The sequence below is a fragment of the Kitasatospora sp. NPDC032150 genome (assembly GCF_055579945.1).
Map to the genome: position 1 here is coordinate 20,662 of NZ_JBVIMH010000018.1, position 20,943 is coordinate 41,604.

Annotated in this window: 18 protein-coding genes, 1 tRNA gene and 1 other RNA gene; 6 read left to right on the forward strand and 14 right to left on the reverse strand. The window is 70.8% G+C overall.

Annotation, left to right across the window (positions count from 1 at the left end):
• Nucleotides 1–139: 139 nt before the first annotated feature.
• Together ACZ5ON_RS21485 and ACZ5ON_RS21490 are read left to right on the forward strand one after the other, a co-directional pair.
• Entirely contained in the window at nt 140–502 is a 363-nt protein-coding gene (locus ACZ5ON_RS21485; RefSeq protein WP_465594882.1) for a nuclear transport factor 2 family protein, read from the forward strand.
• A 200-nt stretch (nt 503–702) separates the two neighbouring features.
• Nucleotides 703–2,589, forward strand: coding sequence for a S9 family peptidase (locus ACZ5ON_RS21490; protein ID WP_465594884.1), 1,887 nt, complete (start codon nt 703–705; stop codon nt 2,587–2,589).
• An 80-nt stretch (nt 2,590–2,669) separates the two neighbouring features.
• Here the strand turns inward: ACZ5ON_RS21490 and ACZ5ON_RS21495 are convergent, their stop codons facing one another.
• From ACZ5ON_RS21495 to ffs, 10 genes are all read right to left on the reverse strand, one after another.
• Entirely contained in the window at nt 2,670–3,479 is an 810-nt protein-coding gene (locus ACZ5ON_RS21495; RefSeq protein ID WP_465594886.1) for an SURF1 family protein, read from the reverse strand.
• Between the two features lie 181 nt (nt 3,480–3,660).
• On the reverse strand, nt 3,661–4,953 hold the full coding sequence (locus tag ACZ5ON_RS21500; protein WP_465594889.1) for a hypothetical protein: 1,293 nt from the start codon (nt 4,951–4,953) through the stop codon (nt 3,661–3,663).
• Complete coding sequence (locus tag ACZ5ON_RS21505; RefSeq protein ID WP_465595241.1) at nt 4,946–5,527, reverse strand: SigE family RNA polymerase sigma factor; 582 nt, start codon at nt 5,525–5,527, stop codon at nt 4,946–4,948. The genes ACZ5ON_RS21500 and ACZ5ON_RS21505 overlap by 8 nt, the downstream gene beginning before the upstream one ends.
• Before the next feature lie 282 nt (nt 5,528–5,809).
• Nucleotides 5,810–6,862 (reverse strand): aspartate-semialdehyde dehydrogenase, encoded by a 1,053-nt coding sequence (locus ACZ5ON_RS21510; RefSeq protein WP_465594892.1) that lies wholly within the window; start codon nt 6,860–6,862, stop codon nt 5,810–5,812.
• On the reverse strand, nt 6,859–8,139 hold the full coding sequence (locus tag ACZ5ON_RS21515; RefSeq protein ID WP_465594895.1) for an aspartate kinase: 1,281 nt from the start codon (nt 8,137–8,139) through the stop codon (nt 6,859–6,861). Before ACZ5ON_RS21515 ends, ACZ5ON_RS21510 begins: the two co-directional genes overlap by 4 nt.
• 293 nt (nt 8,140–8,432) lie before the next feature.
• Nucleotides 8,433–9,104, reverse strand: coding sequence for a DUF5063 domain-containing protein (locus ACZ5ON_RS21520; protein ID WP_465594898.1), 672 nt, complete (start codon nt 9,102–9,104; stop codon nt 8,433–8,435).
• Nucleotides 9,097–9,696: a recombination mediator RecR gene (recR, locus tag ACZ5ON_RS21525; RefSeq protein ID WP_465594901.1), complete on the reverse strand. Its 600-nt coding sequence runs from the start codon at nt 9,694–9,696 to the stop codon at nt 9,097–9,099. The genes ACZ5ON_RS21520 and recR overlap by 8 nt, the downstream gene beginning before the upstream one ends.
• Nucleotides 9,697–10,005: 309 nt before the next feature.
• Nucleotides 10,006–10,317: a YbaB/EbfC family nucleoid-associated protein gene (locus ACZ5ON_RS21530; RefSeq protein WP_465595244.1), complete on the reverse strand. Its 312-nt coding sequence runs from the start codon at nt 10,315–10,317 to the stop codon at nt 10,006–10,008.
• A 98-nt stretch (nt 10,318–10,415) separates the two neighbouring features.
• Nucleotides 10,416–12,590 (reverse strand): DNA polymerase III subunit gamma and tau, encoded by a 2,175-nt coding sequence (locus tag ACZ5ON_RS21535; RefSeq protein ID WP_465594904.1) that lies wholly within the window; start codon nt 12,588–12,590, stop codon nt 10,416–10,418.
• Nucleotides 12,591–12,650: 60 nt separating this feature from the next.
• Nucleotides 12,651–12,747: signal recognition particle sRNA small type (gene ffs / locus ACZ5ON_RS21540), an RNA gene on the reverse strand.
• A gap of 140 nt (nt 12,748–12,887) precedes the next feature.
• Between ffs and ACZ5ON_RS21545 the strand changes: the two genes are divergently transcribed.
• From ACZ5ON_RS21545 to ACZ5ON_RS21555, 3 genes are all read left to right on the forward strand, one after another.
• Nucleotides 12,888–12,972 (forward strand) — tRNA-Ser (locus ACZ5ON_RS21545).
• Nucleotides 12,973–13,170: 198 nt separating this feature from the next.
• Complete coding sequence (locus ACZ5ON_RS21550) at nt 13,171–13,971, forward strand: HNH endonuclease (protein WP_465594907.1); 801 nt, start codon at nt 13,171–13,173, stop codon at nt 13,969–13,971.
• On the forward strand, nt 13,968–15,269 hold the full coding sequence (locus tag ACZ5ON_RS21555) for a GNAT family N-acetyltransferase (protein ID WP_465594909.1): 1,302 nt from the start codon (nt 13,968–13,970) through the stop codon (nt 15,267–15,269). Before ACZ5ON_RS21550 ends, ACZ5ON_RS21555 begins: the two co-directional genes overlap by 4 nt.
• 158 nt (nt 15,270–15,427) lie before the next feature.
• Here the strand turns inward: ACZ5ON_RS21555 and ACZ5ON_RS21560 are convergent, their stop codons facing one another.
• The 3 genes from ACZ5ON_RS21560 to ACZ5ON_RS21570 form a co-directional block, all read right to left on the reverse strand.
• Nucleotides 15,428–16,660 carry a tyrosine-type recombinase/integrase gene (locus tag ACZ5ON_RS21560; RefSeq protein WP_465594912.1) on the reverse strand — a complete coding sequence of 411 codons (1,233 nt, stop codon included), beginning with the start codon at nt 16,658–16,660 and terminating at the stop codon, nt 15,428–15,430.
• Nucleotides 16,661–16,670: 10 nt separating this feature from the next.
• Nucleotides 16,671–16,859 (reverse strand): helix-turn-helix domain-containing protein, encoded by a 189-nt coding sequence (locus ACZ5ON_RS21565; protein WP_465595247.1) that lies wholly within the window; start codon nt 16,857–16,859, stop codon nt 16,671–16,673.
• A gap of 445 nt (nt 16,860–17,304) precedes the next feature.
• Entirely contained in the window at nt 17,305–17,826 is a 522-nt protein-coding gene (locus ACZ5ON_RS21570) for a helix-turn-helix domain-containing protein (protein WP_396531476.1), read from the reverse strand.
• Between the two features lie 337 nt (nt 17,827–18,163).
• Between ACZ5ON_RS21570 and ACZ5ON_RS21575 the strand changes: the two genes are divergently transcribed.
• Entirely contained in the window at nt 18,164–19,645 is a 1,482-nt protein-coding gene (locus ACZ5ON_RS21575) for a DnaB-like helicase N-terminal domain-containing protein (protein WP_465594915.1), read from the forward strand.
• Nucleotides 19,646–20,441: 796 nt separating this feature from the next.
• Here the strand turns inward: ACZ5ON_RS21575 and ACZ5ON_RS21580 are convergent.
• Nucleotides 20,442–20,933 (reverse strand): TrmO family methyltransferase domain-containing protein, encoded by a 492-nt coding sequence (locus tag ACZ5ON_RS21580; RefSeq protein ID WP_465594918.1) that lies wholly within the window; start codon nt 20,931–20,933, stop codon nt 20,442–20,444.
• Nucleotides 20,934–20,943: the final 10 nt, after the last annotated feature.

Below are 20,943 nucleotides of genomic sequence, written 5' to 3' on the forward strand. Positions count from 1 at the left end.
CGCCGCGATGACTCATCCGTGACTGATTCGCCGTCACCCCGCCCCGCCGTACCTTCATGCCATCGGAGGAACGCAGCACCGGGAACACCCCGGCAGGCGCCCCGGAAGAGATCACCGAACGAGCCGAAGGAGCAGGAAGATGACCGACCTCCAGCAGGTGGCCGAGCGCTACATCGCCGTCTGGAACGAGACCGACCAGGCCGCCCGTCGCAAGCTGATCGATGAGCTGTGGGCCGAGGACGGCAGCTACACCGATCCGCTGGTGGACGTCCGGGGGCGGGACGCGATCGACGCGACCATCGGCGCGGCCCGGGCCCAGTTCCCCGGCCTGGCATTCACCCTCGGCCCGGTGGACGCCCACCACCACCTGGCCCGGTTCACCTGGGACCTCGGTCCGGCCGGCGCCGAGGCGCTGGTGGTCGGCTTCGACGTCGTCACCGTGGACGAGGACGGCCGGATCAGCGCGGTGCTCGGCTTCCTCGACAAGGTTCCGGCCGCCTGACCCCGCTCCCCGTCCCGCCCCTGCCCTGCGCCCGCGTCCCTCGCCGCAGTCCCGCCGGGCCCTCGCCCGGCTCCTCGCCCGGCTCCTCGGCCGGCGGCGGCCCGGGGACGGCGGCGCCGGGCGGCGTGCCGGGAGAGCCGGGATCCGGCCCGGTTCCCACGGCATTCCGCTCGGCGCCCGACATCGGGTTGGATGGGGGAATGAGTGAGCAGCAGAGCGCAGCACCTGCGTGGGAGCAGCGGTTCCGGGCGGCGCGGGTAACGCTGCCGGACTGGGCCGAGGACGCCCCCGAGCGGGCGCTGTACGTGTCCAACGCCACCGGCACCTACGAGGTCTACGCCTGGGACCGGTCGACCGACCAGCACCGGCAGGTCACCGACCGCCCGAACGGGACCACGGACGCCGAGCTGAGCCCGGACGGCGAGTGGATCTGGTGGTTCGACGACACCGACGGTGACGAGTTCGGCGTCTGGCGCCGCCGGCCCTTCCCGACCGGCCCGGCGACCGCCGCCACCGGGAGCGACCGCACGGGAGGCGCGGACGGCGCCGGGCGGTCCCTGGGCACCGACGAGGAGGCCGTCCCCGGCGTGCCCGCCGCGTACTCGGCGGGCCTCGCGATCGGCCGCGACGGCACCGTGGTGGTCGGCACCTCCACGGACGACGACGGCACCGCCGTCTACCTGCGCCGCCCCGGCGGCACCGAGGTCGAGAGGCTGTACCAGCACCCCGAGTACGGCAGCGTCGGCGACCTCTCGTACGACTCCGCGCTGCTGGCCATCGAGCACACCGAGCACGGTGACGCGATGCACTCGGCGCTCCGGGTGGTCCGGGTCTCGGACGGCTCCACCGTCGCCGAGCTGGACGAGGTGACCGGCCGCCGGAACCCCTGCGGTGTCACATGCCTGGGCTTCGCCCCGGCCGACGGCGACACCCGGCTGCTCGTCGCCCACCAGCGCAGGGGCCGCTGGGAGCCGATGCTCTGGGACGTCGCCACCGGCGCGGAGACCGAGCTGGCGCTCCGCGACGAGCAGGGCCGCGAGTTCCCCGGCGACCTCTCCGCGCAGTGGCGGCCGGGTGCGCGGGCGCTGCTGGTGGAGCACGAGTACGAGGCCCGCAGCGAACTGTTCTCGTACGACCTGGAGCGGGGCGAGCTGGTCCGCCTGGACACCCCGCGCGGCACGGTCGCGGGCGCGACCGCCCGCCCGGACGGGACGGTCGAGTTCCTCTGGTCCTGCGCCGCCGAACCCCCCGCGGTGCGGTCCACCGCCGGCACGGTGGTGCTGCGCGCCGCCGGGCCGGTGCCGCCCGGGTCCGTCCCGGTGGAGGACGCGTGGGTGGAGGGCCCCGGCGGCCGGGTGCACGCGCTGGTCCAGCGGCCGAACGGCCAGGGCCCCTTCCCGACCGTCTTCGAGATCCACGGCGGCCCGACCCACCACGACAGCGACTCCTTCGCCGCCGGTCCCGCCGCCTGGCTGGACCACGGCTTCGCGGTGGTCCGGGTCAACTACCGCGGCTCCACCGGCTACGGCCAGGCCTGGACGGACGCGCTGAGCGAGCGGATCGGCCTGATCGAGCTGGAGGACATCGGCGCCGTCCGCGACTGGGCGGTGGCCTCCGGCCTCGCCGACCCGGCGAGGCTGGTGCTCTCCGGCGGCTCCTGGGGCGGCTACCTGACCCTGCTCGGCCTCGGCACCCAGCCGGACAGCTGGACGCTCGGCCTGGCCGCCGTCCCGGTCGCCGACTACCTCACCGCGTACGCCGACGAGATGGAGGCGCTCAAGTCCCTGGACCGGACGCTCTTCGGCGGCACCCCGGAGGAGGTCCCGGACCGCTGGCACGCCTCCTCCCCGCTGACGTACGTCGAGCAGGTCAAGGCACCGGTGTACATCAGCGCCGGGGTCAACGACCCGCGCTGCCCGATCCGCCAGATCGAGAACTACGTCGAGCGGCTGGAGCAGCTCGAAAAGGTGCACGAGGTCTACCGCTACGACGCCGGCCACGGCTCGCTGGTGGTCGACGAGCGGATCAAGCAGCTCCGGCTGGAGATCGACTTCGCGCTGCGGCACCTGCCCGCCCGCGAAGGGTGACCACCCGGGCCTGGCAGCCGCTCAGCCCCCGGGGAACCCGGTCCGTTCCCCGGGGGCGGCAGTGAGCCCCCGGGCCCGCCTCAGTCCAGGGCCGGGTCGAGGCCGAGTGCCCGGTCCTGGAGCAGCTCCGCCTCCCGCCGGACCAGGCGGAACCACATGAAGACGACGAACCCCGCGAAGACGAACCACTCCAGCGTGTAGCCGAGGTTCTGGAACGCCCGCAGGCTCAGCCCGTCCCCGCCCTGCGGCTGGACGGTGGGCACGGCGGTGAGCCCGGCCGGCGCGGCGTCGGCGGCCACCCAGCCGTCGTAGGAGCGGTACGGCAGCACGTTGACCAGGGTCGCCGGGCTGATCGTGCCCAGCTGGCCGGCCGGCAGCCCGCCGGCCACCGCACCGCCGCTGCCGCTGTTCTCCGGAGCCTGCAGCCGGCCGGTCACGGTCACCTGCCCGGCCGGCGCGGCGGGCACCGGGACCGTACTGCTCGCCGTGCCCGTACCGGAGCCGTCCGGCGCGCCGGGCACCCAGCCGCGCACGACGGCCACGGCCGGCCCGTCGGCGGTGCGCAGCGGGGTGAGGACGTAGAAGCCGTTCCTGCCGTCCACCGTGCGGTTGGGAACCAACAGCTGGTGCGCCGGGTCGTAGCTGCCGGCGACGGTGACCTCGCGGCCGACCGTGTCGGTGCCGACCTCGGCCGTCCCGCCGTTCAGTACCGAGGACAGCGGGGCGGCCGCCTGCGGCGCCTTCGCCGAGCTGCCGCTGTCCTTGTGGGTGGAGACCCGGTCCTCGAAGCGCCCGAGCTGCCAGGAGCCGAGCCAGAGGCAGACCGCGATGGCGACCAGGGCCAGGACTGTGCCACCCAGCCAGCGCGAAGTCAGGAGAAACCGGTACACGCCCACCACGGTAACCATTCCTCACACCCGTCCGGTCCCCCGGGGCCGTCGCGCCCGCTGTCCCGGCCGCGTCCGGCCGCAGCCCCGGCTGGCGGTCCGGCGGGCGGCCGTGCGCCGCGGACCGGCCCGGCCGCCGCCCCCGCAGCGCGGTACCGCCCCGCCCGAGGCCCGCGACCGCCGGCTACTTCCCGGCCGAGCCCGAGGCCGGGCTGTCGGACGGCGGCTCCGCACCCGCCGCCGGAACGGCCTCGGGTGCGGTGCGGTACACCGTCCCGGTGCAGGCCGCGCTGACCTGGGCGGTCGCGGCGGCCGCGCCGCCGGACTCCGGCGTGTGCGCCAGCGTGATGCTCGACGGCGTGCTGGGCGGCGGGGAGCTGCTGGGGCTCGGGGCGGCGCTGGGCGAGGCCGTGGCCTGGGGCGAGGCCTCGGCGCCCGGCGCGGCCGCGACCGAGGGCGCCGTCTGCGGGGCCGGTGCGGCGGGGCTGGCCGGGCCCCCGCCGGTGTTCGGACACTGCAGGTCCGGCACCCAGCCGAACCGGATCTGGTACCCGCCGTTCGGCGGCAGCACCAGCAGCCCGGTCGCCGGGCCCGGGTCGGGCAGGCCGATCGCCGGGTCGCCGGCCTGGTGGACCAACACCCTGACCTTCGCCGCCGGGCCGCCGTCCGCCGAGCTGACCGCGACCGTCCCCGGACCGGTCAGCTCACAGCTGCGCCCGGAGGTGTTGAACACGGTGAACCAGCCGTACACCTTGCCGCTGCCGTCCGCGGTGGCCAGATGGGAGCTGCCGTCACCGAGGTCGGCCCGTACGCAGTCGGGCACCGGTGTGTTCCCGGCCGCCGGGCTGCCGTCGGTCCCCGGAGAGGGGCTGGCGGCAGCGGAGCTGGCCCCGTTGCCGGGCGCGGCGGTGCCCGACCGGTCGGCCGAAATGGCCGGCCTGGGCAGGTGCGAGCGGCCCGCCCCGCCGTCCTCGGACGGCGGGACCTGGCTCTGGCCGTCCGAGTCCGCGACGGTGTGACCGGTGGCCGGGCCGTCGGAGAGGTCGAGGTGCTGGACGCCCTTGATGGTCGGTACGGCGGCGGCGACGAGCAGCACGACGGCAACCGCACCGGTCCAGAGGTTGCGCCGCCGGGCACGACGCCGCGGAACGGCCTGCCTGATCCGCAGCAGCGCGGCCGGGTCGGGCTGCACCTCGGTGACGGACCGGTGGAGCATCTCCCGGAGCCGTCGCTCCATCACCTCGTCGACCGGTCCGGCCACTTCGGCCACTTCGGCCCGGACGGCGGTGTCCCGTCCCGGACGCCCGGCACCAACGGCGCGGCTCGAACCGCCTGACTTCCGGTCAGTAGCCCCCGTCCGCCGCGGCTCCCGCTCGTCGCCGATCGCACCTGCGTCGGCCACTGCACTGCGGACCGCGCCTTCGTCGGCTGGCCCGTCGCCGGCCGTCCCCTCGCCGGGTGTCCTCTCGTCAGTCATCCTCGGCCTCCATCAGGACTCGCAGGGCGGCCAGGCCGCGCGATCCGTACGCCTTCACCGAGCCGAGGGAGATCCCCAGCACGTCGGCCACCTGCGCCTCCGTCATGTCCGCGTAGTAGCGCAGGACGAGCACCTCCCGCTGGCGGCGTTGCAACCCTCGCAGTGCGGTCTTCAACTGGTCGCGCTCCAGCGCATCGTAAGCGCCCTCTTCTGCACTGGCCATGTCAGGCATCGGCTTGGGCAGCAGCCGCAGGCCGAGGATGCGCCGACGCAGCGTCGAGCGGGAGAGGTTGACGACGGTCTGCCGGAGGTAGGCGAGGGTCTTCTCGGGTTCGCGGACCCGGCGGCGGGCGGCGTGCACCCGGATGAACGCCTCCTGGACGACGTCCTCGCAGGTCGAGAGGTCGTCCAGGAGCAGGGCGGCCAGGCGCAACAGGGAACGGTAGTGCGCCTGGTACGTCTCGGTGAGGTGGTCGACGCTGGCTCCCGCCGCGCCCTCTGCGGCCGTGCCCATCCGGCTATCGGCCAACAGCCCTGCTCGGGGCGGCAGCGCCACCGCGGGCACCACTGACATCACGGGCGCCACCGGCACCACCATTACGGGTGCCATGGGCACCACGGAGACCGCCCCCACTACGTTCGCCACGCCTGTTGGACACTCGCTCCCCTGTCATGGTTGCCCGGCCGGAGGCACATTCTCCCGCATACGCAGAATCCCCCTCCAACGCCCTGGAGGGGGATTCGGACCGTCCGCTTCCGAGCGACAGTTCCTCGACGGAACGGCAGTTCCCACCCGCCGGCAGATCACCGGACGGCGCCCCGGCCGCGGCACCTCGGGACGATGCCCTGCGCCGCCTCAGCCGCCGAGCTCCGCCGCGACCAGCTCCGCGATCTGAGCGGTGTTCAGCGCGGCGCCCTTGCGCAGGTTGTCCCCGCAGAGGAAGAGGTCCAGCGCGTTGGGGTCGTCCAGCGATCGGCGAACACGCCCGACCCAGGTGGGGTCGGTGCCCACCACGTCGTTCGGGGTGGGGAACTCCCCGGCCGCCGGGTTGTCGTAGAGCACGACGCCAGGTGCCTCCCGCAGGATGTCCTGTGCGTGCTCCTGGCTGACCTCCCGCTCGAAGACCGCGTGCACCGCCAGCGAGTGCGCGGTGATCACCGGGATCCGGACACAGGTCGCGGAGACCTTGAGGTCCGGCAGACCGAGGATCTTGCGGGACTCGTTGCGGACCTTGAGCTCCTCGGAGGACCAGCCGTCCGCAGCCGCCGAGCCCGCCCACGGCACCGCGTTCAGCGCCAGCGGCGCCGGGAACGGCCCGTTGTCGGTGATCACGGCACGCAGGTCGCCGGTCTGCTCGCCGACACCGGTGCCCGCGACCTGCTTGAGCTGGTCGCGCAGCGCGTCCACGCCCGACTGCCCGGCGCCGGAGGCGGCCTGGTACGAGGCCACCACCAGCTCCCGCAGCCCGTACTCGGCGTGCAGCGCGGCCAGGCCGCACATCATGGTGAGCGTGGTGCAGTTCGGGTTCGCGATGATGCCGCGCGGGCGGAACCTGGCCGCCGGCGCGTTCACCTCGGGGACGACCAGCGGCACGTCCGGGTCCATCCGGAACGCGCCGGAGTTGTCCACCACCACGACGCCCTCGGCCGCCGCGATCGGCGCCCACCGGGCGGAGACCTCGTCGGGGACGTCGAACATCGCCACGTCGATGCCGTCGAACGCCTCCTCGCTGAGCGCGACGACCTCGACCTCCTCGCCGCGCACGGTCAGCCGGCGCCCGGCCGACCGCGGCGACGCGATCAGCCGGATCTCGCCCCAGACGTCCTCCCGCGCGGAGAGGAGGCCCAACATCACGGTCCCTACGGCGCCGGTGGCGCCGACGACCGCGAGGTTGGGCTTACGGCTCATCGGCCGGTGCCGCCGTAGACGACGGCCTCGTCGGTGGTGCTGTCCAGACCGAAGGCGGTGTGCACGGCCCGGACGGCCTCGTTCACATCGTCGGCACGGGTGACCACCGAGATGCGGATCTCGGAGGTGGAGATCAGCTCGATGTTGACGCCCGCCTCGGAGAGCGCCTCGAAGAAGGTCGCCGTGACACCGGGGTTGGAGCGCATGCCCGCGCCGACCAGCGAGATCTTGCCGATCGCGTCGTCGTAGCGGAGCGACTCGAAGCCGATGCCCTCACGGACCCGGCCCAGTGCGTCGATCGCCTTCTGGCCCTCGGTCTTCGGGCAGGTGAAGGAGATGTCGGTGAGGCCGGTGGACGCGGCGGAGACGTTCTGCACCACCATGTCGATGTTGACCTCGGCATCCGCGATGGCACGGAAGATGCGGGCAGCCTCGCCCGGCTTGTCGGGTACGCCGACGACCGTGACCTTGGCCTCGGACGTGTCGTGGGCGACTCCGGAGATGATCGCCTGCTCCATTTCGCCCCCTTCGGGCTTGGTCGGGTTGGCCCCACTCACAATCGTCCCGGGAAGCCCCGAGAAGGACGAGCGTACGTGAATCGGGATGTTATAGCGCCGGGCGTACTCGACGCACCGGTCCAGCAGGACCTTGGAGCCGGACGACGCCAGCTCCAGCATGTCCTCGAACCCGATCCAGTCGATCTTGCGCGCCTTCTTCACCACCCGCGGGTCCGCGCTGAAGACGCCGTCCACGTCGGTGTAGATCTCGCAGACCTCGGCCTCCAGTGCCGCCGCGAGGGCGACCGCCGTGGTGTCCGAGCCGCCCCGGCCGAGCGTGGTGATGTCCTTGCTGACCTGGGAGACACCCTGGAATCCGGCCACGATCGCGATGTTGCCCTCGTCAAGGGCGTTGCGGATCCGGCCCGGCGTGACGTCGATGATGCGCGCCTTGTTGTGCGTCGCGTCCGTGATGACGCCGGCCTGGCTACCCGTGAAGGACTGGGCGTCGAAACCCAGCGTTTTGATCGCCATGGCCAGCAGCGCCATGGAGATCCGCTCTCCTGCGGTCAGCAGCATGTCGAACTCGCGGCCGGACGGAATCGGGGTTACCTGTTCCGCGAGTTCGATGAGCTCGTCCGTCGTGTCGCCCATCGCGGACACCACGACGACGACCTCATGGCCGGCCTTCCTGGTGTCGACGATTCGGCGGGCTACGCGCTTGATGCCCTCGGCATCCGCAACGGATGAGCCGCCGTACTTCTGCACGACAAGGCCCACGTGCGCTCCTCGACTTGTGTCGTTCAGGGGGACTTGGGTGGCCCCTTCTGCGGTCCGAGCCAGTCTATCCAGCGCTTTCGGCACCTCAGCCGTATTCCATATGCTGAGACGCGAATATCGACTGGTGGTCAGCGGTTTTCGTCAGGTCTCCGGACCCGCCACCGGTGGCCGACAAGAATTGCCGGGGCCGCCGCCGAAGGGCTCGGAATTTTTCCGGCCGGCCGGTCAATGAATTCTTCGTCACACTTTCCGCGTGCCCCGCCGCCCGCACCCGCCGGGCTGCGGAGCACGGCTCACATGCCCAGCTCGGCCGCCATGAGGTCGCCGGCCTGCTGTTCCAACTGCTCGTCCGTCAGCCCGTCGTCGTCGGTGTCCGCACCCTCCACGGCCGCGCCGATCGGGCTGTCGAGCCGGACGTGCGCGATCAGCGACTGCAGCGCCCGCAGCACCGCCGAACAGGTCGACCCCCAGTTGGACAGGTACGAGAACTGCCACCACCACAGCGCCTCGCTGACCCGGCCCTCGCGGTAGTGGGTCAGACCGTGCTGCAACTCGCTCACCACACCGGCCAGGTCGTCCGAGATCCGGAAGGCGTTCGGACGCGCGGGCGGACCGTACGGGTCGAAGACCTCGTGGTACACGTCGATCGGCGCCAGCAGCTCGGCCAGCCGCTCGCGCAGCTCCACCCCGTCCGGCTCGGGGCCGGTGTCCGGCTCGAACCGGTCCTCCGGAAGGACGTCCTCGATCGCCCCGAGCCTCCCGCCCGCCAGCAGCAGCTGGGAGACCTCCAGCAACAGCAGCGAGATCGCGCTGCCGGGTTCGTCCCCCTTGGCGACCTCGGTCACCGCGAGCACGAAACTCTCGATGGAGTCCGCGATCTGCACCGCGAAGTCGTCCGGTGCCTCGGCCTTGGTGTGCGGGTGCCGGAGGTGCGAGTGCGCTTGGGTGCGGGTGTGGTCAGACATCGAGCAGTCGTCTCCCTTCGAAGGCCCGGCCGAGGGTGACCTCGTCGGCGTACTCCAAGTCCCCGCCGACGGGCAGGCCGCTCGCCAGCCGGGTGACCTTCAGACCCATCGGCTTGCAGAGCCGGGCCAGATAGGTGGCGGTTGCCTCCCCCTCCAGATTGGGGTCGGTCGCCAGGATCAGCTCGGTGACCGTGCCGTCGGCGAGCCGCCCGAGCAGCTCACGGATCCGCAGGTCGTCCGGACCGACACCCTCGATCGGGCTGATCGCGCCGCCCAGCACGTGGTAGCGGCCGCGGAACTCCCGGGTGCGCTCGATCGCGACGACGTCCTTGGGCTCCTCGACCACGCAGATCACCGCCAGGTCGCGCCGCGGGTCCAGGCAGACCCGGCACTGCTCGGACTCCGCGACGTTGCCGCAGACCACGCAGAACCGGACCTTCTCCTTGACCTCCAGCAGCGCGCGCGCCAGGCGGCGGACGTCCGTCGGGTCGGCCTGCAGGACGTGGAAGGCGATCCGCTGCGCGCTCTTGGGCCCGACACCGGGCAGCCTGCCCAGCTCGTCGATCAGGTCCTGAACCACGCCCTCGTACAACTTCGCGCCTTCCCTCGTGCCGTCGCGTGCTCTCGTCTTCGCTTCCGCGCGCGCTGCAGCGCCTGCTTCCACGCCTGCTCGTACGCGCGCTCGCGGTGCCATCATCCAACGAATCGGGCGCCGGACACACCGTCCGACGCCCGACTTACCCATAAATCACACAGCGTGGCTGCGCTTCTGCTACCTGTCAGCCATCTGGGCCGCGCGACGGCACGAGGCGGCAGGCCACCGGCCCCGAGGTCTGCTCGTCAGCCCGGGGCCGCACCGTCAGGTCCGAGGCCCGCCTTCTCAGAACGGAGGCCCGCCTCCTCAGAACGGCAGACCGGGGACACCGCCGCCGAGGCCCTGGGTCAGCGGGCCCATCCGGTCCGCCTGGAGCTTCTGGGCCGCCGCGTTGGCGTCCCGGACGGCCGCCAGCACCAGGTCGGCCAGGGTCTCGGTGTCCTCGGGGTCGACCGCCGCCGGGGCGATGGTCAGCGCCACCAGCTCACCGGCACCCGTCACGGTGGCCTCGACCAGGCCGCCGCCTGCCGTACCACTCACCTTCGTCTCGGCCAGCTCCCGCTGAGCCTTGCCGAGCTCCTCCTGCATCTTCTGCGCCTGCTTGAGCAGCTGCTGCATGTTGGGCTGGCCACCAGGGAACACGGCTCACTCCTGCCTGTGCACGGAAATGTCACCTTGAGCCTACGCGCCGCCGTGCGGCGCGCAGGCACCGCCGGTCACCTGTTGTGGTGGATCTCCTCCAACACCGTCGCCCCGAGCTCACGGATGATCAGCTCCTGTCCGGAGTACGTGTCCTCCTTGAGATCCGGGTCGTCGTCCTCGGGGATGTCGTCCTCGGGCGCCACCATCGGGGCGGGCGGCGCCTGCGCCGGTGCCATGGCCGGCTGCGGCCGTACCGGCGGTACGGCGGGCGCGACCGGGGGCGGCACCGGGCCGGGCGCGGGCTGGACTGGAGCCGGGGCCTGCGGCGGTGCCGCCGGTGCGGCCGGCCTGGGTGCCTGCGCCGCCCCAGCACCGCCGCCCCAGCCGCTGCCGGCCTGCGGAGCCGGCGGCGCGTACGAGGACCCACCGCCGCCACCGCCGGAGGGGTCGACGATGCACTCGATCCGCCAGTCCACCCCGAGGGAGTCGGCGAGTGCCTGCCGCAGCACGTCGTCGCTGTTGCTGCTGACGAAGCTGTCCCGGGCGCCCGCGTTGATGAACGAGACCTGCAGCACACTGCCGTCGAAGCCCGCGACCTGGCCGTTCTGGCTCAGCAGGATCCAGGTGAACCGGCGGCGGTTCTTCACCGCCTCCAGGATCTGCGGCCAGAGCTGGCGCACCTGCGCCGCACCCTGCTGCGCGGCGGCGGACGGCTGCCCGCCCGACGGCTGCGACGCGGGCACGGGGGCCTGCACCGGCGCAGGCGCCGGCTGGGCGTACGCCGGAGCGGGTGCCGGCTGCGGCGGCACGGGGGCGGGCTCGCCCCCGGCAGGCGGGAAGCTGCGCGGGATCGGCCACGCGCCGGGCGCGGGGCCCGCCTGCGCGGGCCCGGGAGCCTGCACCGGGGCTGCGGGGGCCGACTGCTGCGGCGCGGGCGCCATCGGGGCGGACGGCGCCGGGGTCGACGGCATCGCGGCCGGGGCCTGTGCCGCCGGGGCCTGCGGAGCCGCCGCTGCGGGCGCCATGGGCGCCATGGGCGCCACGGGTGCCACGGGTGCCACGGGTGCCATCGGCGCCGCCAGGGCTCCGGCCGCAGCCCGCCGCTCCAGTTTGTCCAGCCGCGCCTGCAGCGACAGCTCGTCGTCGTACGCGCCGGGCAGCATCACCCGGGCGCAGATCAGTTCCAGCTGCAGCCGGGGCGCCGCGTTCCCGCGCATCTCGGTCAGCCCGGTGTTGACGATGTCGGCGGCCCGGCTCAGCTCAGCCGCCCCGAACCGGTCGGCCTGCGCCTGCATCACCGCGACCCGGTCGACGGGGGCGTCGATCAGCCCCTTCTCCCCGGCGTCCGGCACTGTGGCCAGGATCACCAGGTCGCGCAGTCGCTCCAGCAGGTCCGTCACGAAGCGGCGCGGATCGTGCCCACCCTCGACCACCCGGTCGATGACCTGGAAGACCGTGGCCCCGTCGTGCGCGGCGAAGGCGTCGACCACCTCGTCCAGCAGCGCCGAGTCCGTGTACCCGAGCAGGGCCGTCGCCATCTGGTACGTCACGCCGGCCTCGCCCGCGCCAGCGAGCAGCTGGTCCATCACCGACATCGAGTCACGCACCGAACCGGCACCGGCCCGGACCACCAGCGGGAAGACCGCGTCCTCGACCTGGATGCCCTCCCGGCCGCACACCTCCGCCAGGTAGTCGCGGAGCGTGCCGGGCGGCACCAGCCGGAACGGGTAGTGGTGCGTACGGGAGCGGATCGTCCCGATCACCTTCTCCGGCTCGGTCGTCGCGAAGATGAACTTGAGGTGCTCCGGCGGCTCCTCCACCACCTTCAGCAGCGCGTTGAAGCCGGCCGAGGTCACCATGTGCGCCTCGTCCAGGATGAAGATCTTGTACCGGCTGTGCACCGGCGCGAAGAACGCCCGCTCACGCAGCTCGCGCGCGTCGTCCACACCACCGTGCGAGGCGGCGTCGATCTCGATCACGTCGATCGAGCCGGGTCCGCCCGTCGCCAAGTCCCGGCAGGACTGGCACTCGCCGCAGGGCGTCGGCGTGGGCCCCTGCTCGCAGTTGAGGCAGCGGGCCAGGATTCGGGCGCTCGTCGTCTTGCCGCAGCCGCGCGGGCCGCTGAAGAGGTAGGCGTGGTTGACCCTGTTGTTGCGCAGGGCCTGCTGGAGCGGAGCGGTCACGTGCTCCTGCCCGATGACCTCCGCGAAGGTCTCGGGGCGGTAGCGGCGGTACAGGGCTAGGGACACGCCAACGACGATATCGGGACACGCGGACAAACGCGTGGTCCCACCGAAGCCGCCCCGGAACGCAAGGACCCCCCGTGCACCCGCCAGAGCTCTCCTACCCTTGCTGCCTTCCGGCCCTGGGGGGGTTCAGAGAGATAACGCCGCACGAGGGGCTGCCCCAAGAGTAGCGGATCCCGGCCCCGGACCCCGCACTCCACCCGCACTCCACACCGATCTCCGATCCGCAGGCAGCCACCCTCGACCGCCTACGAGACTGCGGTTCGCGAGCACCCCTCAACATGTACTAAGCTCTCCCACGGAGGATTCGCCTAGAGGCCTAGGGCGCACGCTTGGAAAGCGTGTTGGGGGCAACCCCTCACGAGTTCGAATCTCGTATCCTCCGCCTCTGCCCGCCAGGGCAAACGAAGGACCCGACCGCACTGCGGCCGGGTCCTTCGTCGTTCCGTGGTTGCAGTTCTGGTTGCAGTTGCCGGGATCCACCGGATGGGGCGGCTGCACGACCGCATCCGGCTGACGGCCTCTCTGACCGAGCCACGCATTCGCGCCCGCTGGGAACCGCTCCTCTGGCAGGGTGCAATCCATGGACGTGTCCGAAAAGACCCGCAAGATCATCTGGTGTGAAGCAGGCGGCAGGTGCGCGATCTGCCGGGCGCAGGTGGTGACACCCGGGACTGACTGCGACGACCCCTCGGTCTTCGGCGAGGAGGCTCACATAGTCGCCCGCTCGAAGGGCGGACCGAGAGCCGGCTTGCTGGACGACGCATCCATCGACAGCCATACGAACATGGTCCTGCTGTGTAGCAAGCATCACAAGCAAATCGATGACCAGCCAGGCCACTTCACGGTGGATCGACTGCGCGAGATCAAGGCCAAGCACGCCGCATGGATGCGCTCGCTCGGCGAGACAACGCCAGGGCGGCTGAAGTTGGTGCCCGACCCAGAGTTCCCGCAGCCTCGGATCCTGAAGCTGATCACCCGCGGCAACCCGTTGTGGAACATGATCAAGTCCAGCGTCACCTTCGAGTACGCGCTGCCAGACGGTCTCCCCGAGGAGGATGAAGACCTCATTCTGGAGTTCCTGGACGCGGTCCAGGACTACTGCGACATCGCAGCCGAGCTGCACAGTGTGCGCGAGAACCGCGACGCCGAGAAGGGGTTGCAGAGCTACCTGAGCAGACTCGCCGAGCACAACTTCCTGGTGGGCGCCTTCGTACGCCACATGCTCTTGATCGATGGCTCCGGTCAGGAGGGCACGCCCTGGCCCATGCTCCGCGTCGAGGTCCAGCCAGCTTCGCACGCCACGATCACGGACGGGAGCGGTAGGCCCTATCCCAACAAGCAGCCGAGCACGGGAGTACCTGACGAGGAGCAGAGCGCATGACTGAGCGAACGATCTACCTCGACCCCGATCGACGCGACCCCAGTTCTCGGAAGATCAATGTCCGGGCCCGCCGTTGGTACGTCACGGTCGAACTCGACCGCGATGGGTACGTCGATGCCTTGACCTGGCGGGGAGACTCGCCAGAACTACCCGCCGCCTACACGGAGGCCGTCACCAGGGCGCAGAACACATCTGCCGATCGGCTCCGGTGCGACGGATACCTGGGCATGCTCTCCTGGGGCAGCGGACCAAGCTGGGTCAGTCTGACTGTTCCCTTTGCCCAGGTTGGAGCGGCAGTCGAAGCACTGTGCGATGCCGAGCTCAATTACGACTACAGCGGACTTCACACCCTCGCCGACCGACTGGCGCTTCCCGTCGAGGACTGGCTCGCCCCCGGCGAGCGGGAGCTGGTCCGCGGCGTCGACTTTTCCGCACCACCTGGCGTGTTTCTGCGGTTCCTGCGCGGCAAGGCCAAGCGGCACGGATTGCGCCTCAACGGCCGGGCTTCCCTGGGCAGTGTGTGGGTTCGCCCGACACTGCCGCTCGCTGAGAAGCAAAAGCGGGAGCTGTTTGCCGAGCAGTACCCCGACTGGGTGGACCGATGGACCGGATACGTCGAGCCGGACGACGCGCCGGACCGGCCATGGGTGGGTGGCAGAGGACAGAACCTCAGCTACCGCGCGGCCCCCGTCCAATTCCGGCATGTACAGACACCGAGTGGCAGCAAATGCGCCTGCGGAATGACCATGCGAGCTCCTGAGGACGGCGGGAATGAACACGCTGCCCACCATGCGATGTGGGCGATCGGCGTTCGGGCACCCAAGAACTTGGATTGGTGGAGCGACCTGGCAGTGGTGACGACCGAGTCGCCGATCGCCTGGCGGAAGCTGACCTACCAGGTGGGGCGGATGCCTCAGCGAGAGAACGGCTACGACGTCAACTCGTGGTCGCACCTTGGTGAGCCTGAACCGACCCCAGACAACGTACGTGCATACCTGCTGCAGGCCAACGGATACGTCATCGGTTACCTGGCGACCCACGACGTCAGAGAGCACCGCCACTGGGACCTGCTCGACGACTCGGAGGACGGTGATCAGGACGAGTCCCTGCGTCCATGCATCGATCTGATCTGGGTGGCAGACTCCTACCGCCGTAAGGGCGTTGGCGCAACGCTCGTACAGACCCTCGCAAACGACTTCGGCTGCGAGGCCACCGAAGTGTCCTGGTCGACACCAGTCAGCGACGCCGGCCGGCGCCTCGCACGCCGGATCTCGCCCGAGGGCATCTGGATCAGCTAACGCGGCAAGCGGCGTCCCCGCGACAGGCCCCGGTGGGAGCAGCGACTCCGCGCCAGCGGCCGCACCGCGCGACCTGCGATAGCGCCGAACGGACCTACAACCGGAGCCGTGCCCTCGACCGGACATGGGTCAAGGGCACGGCTCCGCTGCGTTCAGCTCTATTCGGTCATTTCGGAGACACCGGGCCAGAGCAGGCCACCGATCTTGCTGGCAGTCTCCTGGAGGATGGGGCTCGTCAGGTGCTGGTACCGCCGGCGCATCCGAGCGGACTTGCCGGGCTCCCACCCCATGATCGCGTCGACGACTGCATCGGGAACGCCGAGGATCAGCAGGACAGTGGCAGCGGTGTGGCGGGCATCGTGGAGCCGACCGTCGCGAACATTCGCCGCCTTCAGCAGGTCCTTCCACCGGTGGTAGTCGGTGTTGGGGTTCAGCGGCTGGCCAGTCGGAGAGGTGAAGACATACCCCTTCTCCTCCCACAGGTCGCGGGCAAGCCGCCGTTCGCGGTCCTGCTCGACCTTGTGCTGCGCAAGCAGCTTCATCAGCTCATCAGGGACGCCGATCGGGCGCCTGCCCGCACGTGACTTGGTGTCCTTGGTCTCGCGACGGATGCTGATCTTCTGCGGGCAGTAGCCCGGCTTGCGCCCGCAACGGTCACCGCAACCGTGCTGGTAGCGGGGCCGCAACCGTCCACGCCGCACGCGGATGACGCTGGCTTCGAAGTCGACGTCGGTCCACTGCAGGCCCAGCACCTCTCCCTGCCGCAGGCCGAGGGCCAGGGCGATCACCCAACGGGCGGCGTTCCGCTGGCGCTCCGCTTCGATGAGAAGCCGCTGCATCTCCTCGACCGAGTACGGCTCGACCTCCTCTTCCTCCAACCGCGGGGCCTTGGCCACCGTCGCCGGGTTCTCGGTGATGTGCCGACGCCGCTTCGCTTCGTTGAGCGCCGCGCGCACCGTGCGGTGGACCTGGTGCGCAGTGCCGGCGGCGCTGCCGTTGTCCCGCATCTTCTTGTAGAAGCGCTCCAGGTGCTCCGGCTCCAACTTCTCCAGGCGGTGAGCACCGAGGCCGGGGATGAGGTGGTGGTTCACGGCCACGCGGTATCCGTCGATGGTGTTCTCGGAGACATGCAGAGCGGCGATGTTCTCGACCCAGTGGGTGAGCCACGTCTTGACGGTCCAGGTCTGGCCGGTCTTCCGCACCGCGCCGGAGTCGCGCTGCCGTTCCAGCTCGCGGACCGCCTTGGTGACATCGGCTCGGGTCTTACGGGTGACGTGACGGCGGTCGGGACGACCGTCGTCCTTGACTCCGACGGTGACGTAGCCGTGCCAACGACCGTCCTTGGCCTGGTGGATGGATGATGCGCCGTTGGGCTGACGGGAGTTCGCCATGTCTGCCCCCTCAGGCCGCAAGGTCGAGACCGGCGGAGTGAAGGCGCTTCGCGAGGAACGCGCCCACCGCCTCGGCGGGTATCCGGCGGAGGCTTCCGATCTTCACGGAGGGGATCTCGCCGGAGACGACGAACTCGTACATCTTCGTTCGCCCGATGCCGAGTCGGCGGGCAGCCTCCTCGACGGTGAGCGCGACCAGTGTGGAGTCGGCCGCAGCCCCGTCCTAATCAGCGATCAGGCGGAGGAGCACGTGCTCTGTGGTGCCGAGGGCGTAGGCCACTCGGGAGAGCTCGAAAGACGTTTCGGACATGGGTGTCCTATCCCAGCGGCGCTTTCGGCTATGCGCCACTGTTGTCGATGTTCCAGGGATGGGCGATTGGTGGTTCGGGTCCGCGTGGCGACCCCCGGCGTTCGTAGCGCCGAGGGGCTGCGGAGGGCATGGCTGGTCGAGGGTTCACTGGCTGGCGAAGCCCGTGGTCGGACCGGCGGGACGGGACGTTAGCCGCAGATTCCGGCCGCACCAAACCGCCGGATGCCCGGCATGATGCCGGTCATCATCGGATCGGCGACGGGACTGGCGTGCGGAAGCAGCGACGGATAGCGGGCGGCCTCAGGTGGTCGGGGCATGCCCTCGGGTGCTCTGGCTACGTCTCGGTTCCTGGGTCGCCGAGACCCTCGGCGTCGGAGGCGCCGGGCGGGAAGTTTGGCGAGCGGTAGTCATCACCGGCCGCGTCCGCTACGACCCGGGTGATCATCGCTCTGATGAGCTCTTGGAGGTTCGGGTGGGCACGGCCATAGGCGTCGAGCGCCTCGCGGGCCAGGTCCATCTCCTTGCGGGCGGCGACGGACTTCTGCCAGCTCTCGGCAAAATCGGCTAGCAGCCGCTTCACGTGGGTGTTCGCGGCGATCTCGGGTGGTCCGACCAGGTTGTCCAGGGAGATGTCGAAGACCTTGGCGAAGCCGATGGCCTCGTCCAGGTTGACCCTGCGACGTGGCTCGCCGCTCTCAATGCGCCACACCGCCGACTGGTTGAGCGGGTAGCCGGCCTCGGTCAGGCGCTCGGCGAGCGTGGCGGTACTCCACCCGCGCGCCTCGCGCTCCATTTTGATGCGCCGGGCGACGTTCTCCTCCCCCTCCAGTCGTTGTCGCCGGTCTTCGTCAGCCACGGTCAACCCTCCATGCATCGTCGATAAGCCCATTTGCAATGCGCCGAGCACGACGTTAACGTGATGCAAGATGAAACGCAACTGAGCCGAACTGCATCGGCCAGCCGGGCCAGCCACCCGGCGACGCCACGAAGAAGGCCCCCAGTGCTACGAACACCGGGGGCCACAGCAGAAACCTCGAAACCGCCCATCCCTGGAACAGTCGACAACGGAGGAACCGGGTAGCCGCCCGAATCCTCCGAGTGAGGACACCGCTGTGGACAAGCCTACGGCTCCGCCGCCGGGCCCGTCAGCCCACGACCGGCGACGGGACCGCCGCGCGTCGGAGCCCTACCCCGTGCCCGTCGACACCACCTCCGGGGAACCGCCGCACAACATCGACGCCGAGCAGGCAGTCCTCGGCGCATGCATGCTGAAGCACCACGCGGTGGATCAGGTCCGGGGGACGCTGGACGCGGGCGACTTCTACCGGCCCGCCCACGAGACCATCTGGCGCGCGATCCTCGCCCTGCGCGCCGAAGACGCCCCGACCGACCCCATCGCCCTCGCGGACCACCTCCAAGGCAAGGGGGATCTCTCCCGCGTCGGGGGCTCGTCCTACCTGCACACGCTGGTCGCCGTCGCGCCGCCCTCGACGGACAACGCCGACTACTACGCGCAGATCGTGCGCCGCGACGCCCAACTGCGGACCCTGCACGCCACCGGCATCCGCACCGTCCACCACGCGCTGACCCCAGGTGCTGACCCGGACGAGATCCGCACGGCCGTCGAGGCGGAGATCCGTGCCGAGCGCGAGCGTGCCCTGGCCTCCGGTAGCAGTCGCCTGTCCCGCTACATCGTCAACGGCTGGGACTTCGTCACCAAGACCGGCGCGGACAAAGAACCCCTCTGGGGCACCCGCGAACAGACAGCCTGGGCCTCCGGCGAAAGCCTGATGATTGTCGGCGCACCGGGCGTCGGCAAGACCACCCTCGCCCACCAGGTCGTCCTCGCCCGCCTCGGCCTCCAGGCTGCCGTCCTTGACCTGCCCGTCGCCGAGGGAGAGCGCGTCCTCTACCTCGCCATGGACCGCCCCCAGCAGATCGCCCGCGCCATGGCCCGTCGCATCACCCCCGCTGACGAGGCCCACCTGCGCGACCGGCTCGCCGTGTGGCAGGGCCCGCTTCCCGCCACCCTCGACAAGGAACCCGACCTCCTCGCCGAACTCGCCGCCGCCCACCGCGCCGACACCATCGTCATCGACAGCCTCAAGGACGCAGTCAGCACCCTGGTGGACGACTCCCTGGCCGTCGCCTTCAACAACGCCCGCATGCGCGCCCTGCGTTCAGGCGTCCAGATCATGGAGCTCCACCACCAGCGCAAGGCCGCCGCTGATGCTCCACGAGGGATGCGACCCACGCTGGACCGGGTGTACGGCTCGACCTGGCTGACCGCCGGAGCGGGCAGCGTCCTCTTCATCGCCGGAGAGGCCGGCGACCCGGCGGTCACCATCCACCACCTCAAGACGGTGACCGGCGAGATCGGTCCGCTGCCGGTCGTCCATGACCACCAGCGCGGCACCACCTACGTCGAACCCACCCTCGACCCGGTCACCATCCTGCGCGCCACCCCGAACGGCCTGACCACCCGTGACCTGGCGACCGCCCTGACCGGCGAGGCCAACCCCGACCGCGCCGACATCGAGAAGGCCCGCCGCCACCTGGACCGCCTCGTGAAGAGCGGGCTGGCGGTCAAGACCGACGGCACCGCCGGAGGCGCGGGAGGCGGCCAGCAAGCCCGCTACCGCGCTTCCGCCCGGCATATCACCGCCGTCTCGTAACGGCCACCACGGTGACCGGACTGACCGGGGGCACCGCAGTGACCGCCCCCCCGGTCAGTCCGTCGTACCGGACCTACCCCAGTGACCGGGGCTCCGGTCAGCCGGTCACTCCGACCGACCGAACTGACCGGAGTGCCACACAGGCCAGCAGCCCGCCGACCTGCTGACCGGCCCGTCGAACGACCAGCGGAGGCACCCACCAGGGCCACCAGGCGGCCGGTCAGTGAACGGATCACCCACCCAACTCGGCACCGACAGACAGACGCGGGATCGTTCACGGGACCGTACACGCACCCCTCCCGCGAAGGCCCGGCGAAAGCCGTTCACACCGTCCACGCGGAGCAAAGAAACCGCAGGTAGAGCGATCACGGAGGCGTACACGCCGTCCACGCGACCCAGCGTTCACGCGCGAGCCCCCCTTTAGAAGGGGGCTCGCGTGTACGCCCTACCGTGAACGCCCCGCCTTCGAGGCGACTCTAAGCCGCCGCCCGCTGTAACCAGGTAGACCAGCAATAAGAGATCACCGCGATCCGAATCCTGATCAGACCACCGGAAACCGGGACAAGTTGTGGGGTAAGCACTGCTTATCCCAGCGCCGTCCAGGACGGAGCAAGTTGTGGGGTAAGGACTCCTTACCCGGCGCCGCTCCTGGCGGAGCAAGTTGTCGCATTGGACGGTCCTACGGCCCGCCGCCGCACTTGCCCTCGCCCAGGGGTGCGAGAGCAAGCCTGTAACCAGCGCCAGCGGGTAGGCGCAGAGCCGCCGATGCTCGCGATCGGACATTCACGGTCCGCCGTCAGTCATTGGCTGCAGGCGCGAAGTAATCGCGGAGCATGACGGTGGTCCACTCGGCCTGGTGCTGCCCTCCGCGAGGGCCCATCTCACCAAACCACGGCTTCACGTCCAGGACCGGCGTGCCCTCTACAGCGTCGAGGTCTTCGACGTGGAGATCCAGGCCGTCGACCTTGAGCAGACGGCAGCGTGAGACCCCGAGCCAGTTCAGGCGCCGCATGTTGCGGTGGCCGAAGATCCCGACCTCCGGCCAGTCCGGGTTGTCCCGGGGTCGGCGGGCGCCGAGGTTCAGGTCCGTCGGGTCAGTGAGGTGGAACCGGAAGACGACCTCCAGGTGCGAGAAGTCCTCCAGGCCCTTGGTCGCATCGGCGGTGAAGAGGGATCCGTCCAGCCGGATGATCGCTCGGGTGCCGCCCCAGAAGTCGTCCGTGGGTTCGATCCGTCCGCCGACCACATGGCCGAGGGCCTCGACCTCGAACGTCTCACGGTCTGCCATCAGTGACTCC